The organism is Candidatus Magnetominusculus dajiuhuensis (assembly GCF_046044395.1).
Taxonomy (GTDB): domain Bacteria; phylum Nitrospirota; class Thermodesulfovibrionia; order Thermodesulfovibrionales; family Magnetobacteriaceae; genus Magnetominusculus; species Magnetominusculus dajiuhuensis.
The window spans coordinates 1-5,187 of the sequence record NZ_JBJUSG010000183.1 but is presented as its reverse complement, the minus strand read 5'-3'; the positions used below and the strand labels follow the sequence as shown (position 1 = coordinate 5,187).

7 protein-coding genes are annotated in these 5,187 nt (G+C 46.4%); 2 read left to right on the top strand and 5 right to left on the bottom strand.

The window, feature by feature from the left end; all coding sequences use genetic code 11:
- The 3 genes from AB7D94_RS16355 to AB7D94_RS16345 form a co-directional block, all read right to left on the bottom strand.
- Positions 1 to 600, bottom strand: a 600-nt coding sequence (locus AB7D94_RS16355) for a phage portal protein family protein (protein WP_420267109.1), incomplete at its 3' end; no start/stop codon positions are given.
- A gap of 146 nt (positions 601 to 746) precedes the next feature.
- The gene (locus AB7D94_RS16350; RefSeq protein ID WP_420267107.1) at positions 747 to 1,367 is read right to left on the bottom strand and encodes a hypothetical protein; all 621 of its coding nucleotides are present in this window, start codon (positions 1,365 to 1,367) and stop codon (positions 747 to 749) included.
- Complete coding sequence (locus tag AB7D94_RS16345) at positions 1,360 to 1,866, bottom strand: hypothetical protein (RefSeq protein WP_420267106.1); 507 nt, start codon at positions 1,864 to 1,866, stop codon at positions 1,360 to 1,362. The genes AB7D94_RS16350 and AB7D94_RS16345 overlap by 8 nt, the downstream gene beginning before the upstream one ends.
- Before the next feature lie 297 nt (positions 1,867 to 2,163).
- On the opposite strand from AB7D94_RS16345, the gene AB7D94_RS16340 reads away from it, so the two are divergent.
- Positions 2,164 to 2,367, top strand: a complete 204-nt coding sequence (locus tag AB7D94_RS16340; RefSeq protein WP_420267105.1) for a hypothetical protein — start codon at positions 2,164 to 2,166, stop codon at positions 2,365 to 2,367.
- 46 nt (positions 2,368 to 2,413) lie between these two features.
- Here AB7D94_RS16340 and AB7D94_RS16335 read toward each other — a convergent pair whose 3' ends face one another.
- Positions 2,414 to 2,584 carry a hypothetical protein gene (locus AB7D94_RS16335; protein WP_420267103.1) on the bottom strand — a complete coding sequence of 57 codons (171 nt, stop codon included), beginning with the start codon at positions 2,582 to 2,584 and terminating at the stop codon, positions 2,414 to 2,416.
- Positions 2,585 to 2,699: 115 nt separating this feature from the next.
- A complete protein-coding gene (locus tag AB7D94_RS16330; RefSeq protein ID WP_420267102.1) occupies positions 2,700 to 3,638 on the bottom strand; it encodes a methyltransferase in 939 nt (312 codons plus the stop codon).
- 154 nt (positions 3,639 to 3,792) lie between these two features.
- On the opposite strand from AB7D94_RS16330, the gene AB7D94_RS16325 reads away from it, so the two are divergent.
- Positions 3,793 to 5,031, top strand: coding sequence for a cyclic di-GMP phosphodiesterase (locus tag AB7D94_RS16325; protein WP_420267100.1), 1,239 nt, complete (start codon positions 3,793 to 3,795; stop codon positions 5,029 to 5,031).
- Positions 5,032 to 5,187: the final 156 nt, after the last annotated feature.

The window sequence follows — 5,187 nt, the reverse complement described above, 5'->3', positions numbered from 1 at the left end:
TCCCATATTAAACACCGCCTGCTTCAACACCGCTATCTCGTCCTTGCTTGCGCCGGGTTGATATTTCCCCATCCTCATAGGTGTTGAAAACAGCTCGTTAAAGATTAGCCAGTCTTTGATATTGTAGTTTTTGAATATGTACGCATAGGCACACGGCCTCAACAGCCCCGCGCGCGGTGTGATTCCTGAACGGCTTCTGTATCTATGCACGACGAATTTATTAGCTATCAGCTCCTCGCCCCACATCGGGGATGCCTGCGTCAGCAGATACGGCATGGTTGATATTATCTCGCGCTGATTAAACGTAAAGCGTTTCTGGTGGACGTGCTTTAGTTCTGTTATGTATACCTCGTTGCCGGAGATTTCCCACATTATCTCAAGCACTGAAAAACCCTTGCCGATTGCGTCCGCCAAATCAAGCAGGGCGTCGTCCAGGTTCTCTATCCCCTCAAGCATGGTCTTTGCCGCCGCCGCTATCTTCTTGTCCGCGCCCCCTGTTGCCGCAGGCAGGATTTCATACTCAAGGCCAATTACCTGTAACTTGCGCGTCTGAAGCACAGAGCCAAGGTGCAAATCCTTCTCTTCCATCTCTTCAAACAACTCTGCCTGCCGCGAGACATTGCCCTGGTCGGCCTCTTTGAATATCTGCGTGAGGCGCTCCGGCGTCAGCCCCTGCGACGGGTATGTCGAATAGCGGTCTCTTACAGTGGCAACCGCTATTTCATCGGTTACCGGTCTGCCGCTTTTTATGGGATTGTAATAATCTGTCTGATTACGGGGATTCTACCGCCTCGTCGTTTTCCAGATCGTCGCATATTACCAAGTCCGGCCTGCGGCTTCCGTGTCTCATACCGCGTAATTTTTGTCCCGCTTCGGGTTATTACAACATCTGACCGCCATATTGGCCCTTCTCCGCAGAGTTCCGGGAAGTCCTGCTTTAATCTTTCGTTGGTCTCAAGCTCTGCCTTGATAAACGATATAAAATCCTCCGCCTGAGAGGATGTCTCCGACACAATCAGCGGGAATGTCCGGTATTTGTAAGCCGCGCACCACAAGAGCAGAACTAACGTCGTCCACGTTGATTTGGCATTGCCGCGCGGGGCGGCGTCCGCCTCACGGTCGCCTTCGCCGGTGTCTATTGATTTCATAATCATCGCGGGGTAGCGTTCGCAGATGTATTTATGCAATGCCGATGACGACGATGTTATGTAATGGGGAAAGTACGTCCTTCCGAAATAATCCATGTCCTTGGCCGCGCGTTCTACTCTTTCTTTTTGTGCCTTCTTATCATCCTCAAAGGGCCGCGCCTTTGATTCTATCAACTGCCGAAGTGTCTCAAGTTCTTTGTCGAATTGTTTCTTAAGCATATTTTTCCCTTGCATAATTCGAAAAATCGTTAAAATGTTTTTCTATGACGGTAACTCCGTCCGGGTCGTTCTTTGACAGCCAGTTGATTAATTCCCTCATAAACTCTATGATTGTCTGCCCTTTATATGCCCGCTGCTTTTCGATAAGCTGTGCCCTGGTCTTTACGAGGTTCGTGTAAGCGCTCATCGCCTCGTTGTCTATCCCTGCCTCACCAAGTCCTTCAAAGTACCGGTCGTATTTCTCAACCTGCTTTGCAATCGACACGAGGGGATCGGGGCTGTGTGATACTTCCTGCCCTTTCAGTTCCTGAGCGTCGAGGCGGGCAAGCCTTTCCCTCCAGCCATATCTTTTTATCCAATCGTAAAACGTCGGCTGACTGAGCCGAAACCCGTGTTCCTGATTTAAGCGGCTCAACGTCTTTTTGACGTTCGTGCCCTCTTCACGCCATATATGAAAGGCCAGTTCGAGGTTTTCTTTTATCAGCGATTTCCCTTTCATTTTGTTACCATCATTAGTATTTATCACATGACACGTCCAGCGCTAATGAATGTGTTCACAAAAAACTGGAACACTTAGCACAGTTAGAGCGTGGGAATGGTGGACGATGATTTCACGGGTGCTTCGTTTGGGGTGGTTTGGGGTCTTCAGAGGTTTAGGGGATGAGATAGGTCGCTGTCTCTGTTTTCCGCCCTATAACTGGTAGATGTATTAAAACAAGGAGCGCCTCACTTTTCTTTAGATTTAACTAAATAGTGGACGGGTTTGTCTTTCCCAGCTTTAATCGTGATTGGGATAATGATAAAGACTCTGTTTATGACCACTGGCACGAAAAATATCATGTCAGGTGATATTGCTTTAGTTCCTTTCCCGTTCACTGATTTAACGGCTGCTAAGACAAGGCCGTCTGTGGAAAAGAATACTTTCGGCTTTGGCGACAAATCAATAGTATCGACGGAAAAGAAACCCGTCACCATTGTCCATGTATGCGTCCCTCAATAACGGTCACTGTCCCTGCTTTTGTCCTAGGGTTTAGTATAGCCCTGATTTAGTTTATTTTCAAGCGTTCACATCTATTAATCGCTCTTTCTTTATATTTTCCCGACGATATCTCCACATATTCTTCACAATATTTAAGTGCCATTCCCATATTCTTATATCCATATTCATAAACATCAACAAGATATTTATATGCTATTGAAAGGGTTTTTTTATCCATTCTCTTGTTTTTCTTGCAAATGTCAACAGATTCAGTAAGAGCCTTAATGGCGCGGAAATCAATAGATAAAGCGTGGGCGAGATTACGGGTGCAGGGGGGTTACCCCCCTGCGTCTTTAAGTTTCTGCGCTTATGATAACGGCCTCGTTAAGCCGGCTTATGGCAACCTCCGTAAAGCCGGACTTGTTAAGCCACGACTGCATCTCCTTTACGCTATAGCATCGCCCGCCTTCTGTATGCACAAGCATATTAACGGCAAACAGGGCACCTTCAAGCGGTTCGGACATGTTGTCCTCAATGAAGAATTCCTGAATCACGATTTTACCCCCTTTGTTCAGGCTCTTTTTAACCTTTTTTATCAGCCTGAGATTCTCGCCTGGGGTATAAGAATGAAATACCTGGCTTATAAAGGCCAGGTCGTAGCCCTTTCCTATGGGATCAACTAAAAAATCGCCCTCCATAAATTTGACATTTGCGAGATGCCCGGCATATTCCTTAGCGATGGCAATAGTGTCAGGCCTGTCAAAGAGCGTGACATCAATGCCGCGCCCCGCAAGTTCAATTGTATACGTGCCGGGGCCGCCGCCAATGTCTATCGCGGTTTTCATACCTGATAAGTCAATAAAGTCTATAACGCTTTTCGCTTTCATAACCGATAAATTGTGCATTCCTCTGATGAAACTCTCATGGTTGGCGGCTGTACGATTTGGAGAGCCGGTTTTGACGACATTGTCAAGGCCTGACCAATTATTCCACAGCGTGTCGTAGTGGCTTATTATGTCCCCCTGATACTCAGGACGGCCGGATTGCAGGTATTCGGAGCTGATGGGAAGGTTTTCATATAATGAGCCGTTCTTTTTAATAAGCCCCATTGATACAAGTGCGTCTAACAAAATGGACATTGCCCTTAGGTCAGCGCCAAGCTTTGCGGATATAACCTTTGCTGATTTAGGTTTATTAAGAAAGTCAAACACGCGCAGATTATTTGCGGTAAAGAGAATCCGGCTCTGTCTAAAGCCACCTATCAGGCCCTTAAGCGTTGAGATATCTTCCAATTTTCCACCCCTCCTATAACTATGGCCTCAATCTTTGAGATTTTATCATAAGAAAGGATTGTCTTGTCAATAGTGTAATGCCAACAACAGCAAAAGTATGTTACACTATGAGCGCGTTACGGTGAGCTTGAGCCGTAAATGCTGATGATGGCTGATGAGAAAGAGAATCCCAACAAATACAATACGCATAGGAATGTACGTAGACGGGTTTGATACGTCATGGTTTAAGACACCGTTTCTCAGACATCATTTCGGGATAAAGTCACAGAACCAGTTAGACAAAATAATAGAATCAGGCATAGACCATCTGTATATAGACACCGGCAAGGGATTAGATGTTGTGTCTGATGAGCAGCAAGCTCCCCCTCAGGCAGACGTGAACAAAGTCCCCTGCTTGCCTGCAAAGGATGTCGCACCGGACGATAGTGTATTCACGAATTATGTCAGGGCAATAAACGATCTCATCCTGATAGACAAACTATGTCTGGTAGAGACAACGGCGGTTGGTTTTGACCTTTTTACAAAGACAGACATGGACATCGTCCCCTTGTCTCTCGCGCGCAATAGCAAGGGCGAGCTTGTAATCACCAAAGAGCTGTTGGCTTCCCCCTGTGAGCTGATGATAGACCGGTCTGAAATACAAAGATACAGGGATTATCTCGCAAAAATAGCAAAGGACTCCGGCGTTGCCCACGGCCACGGCAGTAAAAATATGATTATAAAGGAAACCGCCAGGTTACTCGTCCGTGACCTGTTCAATGACCCCGGAAACCATGAGAAGGTGGAGGCGTGTAAGGATACGGTAGAAACCATTATCTCATCAATAGTAGATACAAAGGGTTTAATAACCAATCTGTTTACGGTAAACAAGCACGACTACTATGTCTATACCCACTCGGTGAATGTTTCCGTATTTTGCGTAGCCACTGCCCTGGCAATGGGAATACAATCAAGGGCTGAACTATTTGCCATCGGCTTAGGCAGCCTTTTGCATGACATCGGGATGAGTACATTACCGCCTGAGGTTCTGTATAAACCTGTGCAATCCCTTACAGAGTTTGAGGCAGAGTTACTCAGAGGACATATCTTTGAGGGTCTTGATATAGTCAACCTATACAAGGGAATTCCGTCTGAAGCGATGCTCCCGCTGATAGAACACCATGAGAATCTCATTGGAACGGGCTACCCTATGGGCATAAAAGGTGATAAGCTCCATGTATCGGGCAAGATTATCTCCATAACGAATACCTATGATACGCTGACGACATCAAGGCCAGGATTTAAGGCAATATCTCCGTATGAGGCACTTGCTTACCTGCGCGACCAAAACAGTTTATACGACGCTGACATATTAAAGGAGTTTATAACTGTGCTTGGCAAGTCAAGCCAGTAGGGCGGTGTTGCAAGGCAATCGCATTAGAAAAAAAATCAGAAGATACCTATGCAATAATTCCGGCTTTGCCCCTTACCGTCATTCCGGCTTGTCCGGAATCATCCCTTTAGTGGGAATTTCATGATGATTGTGCATATTCTGAGGCATAAGGACAGA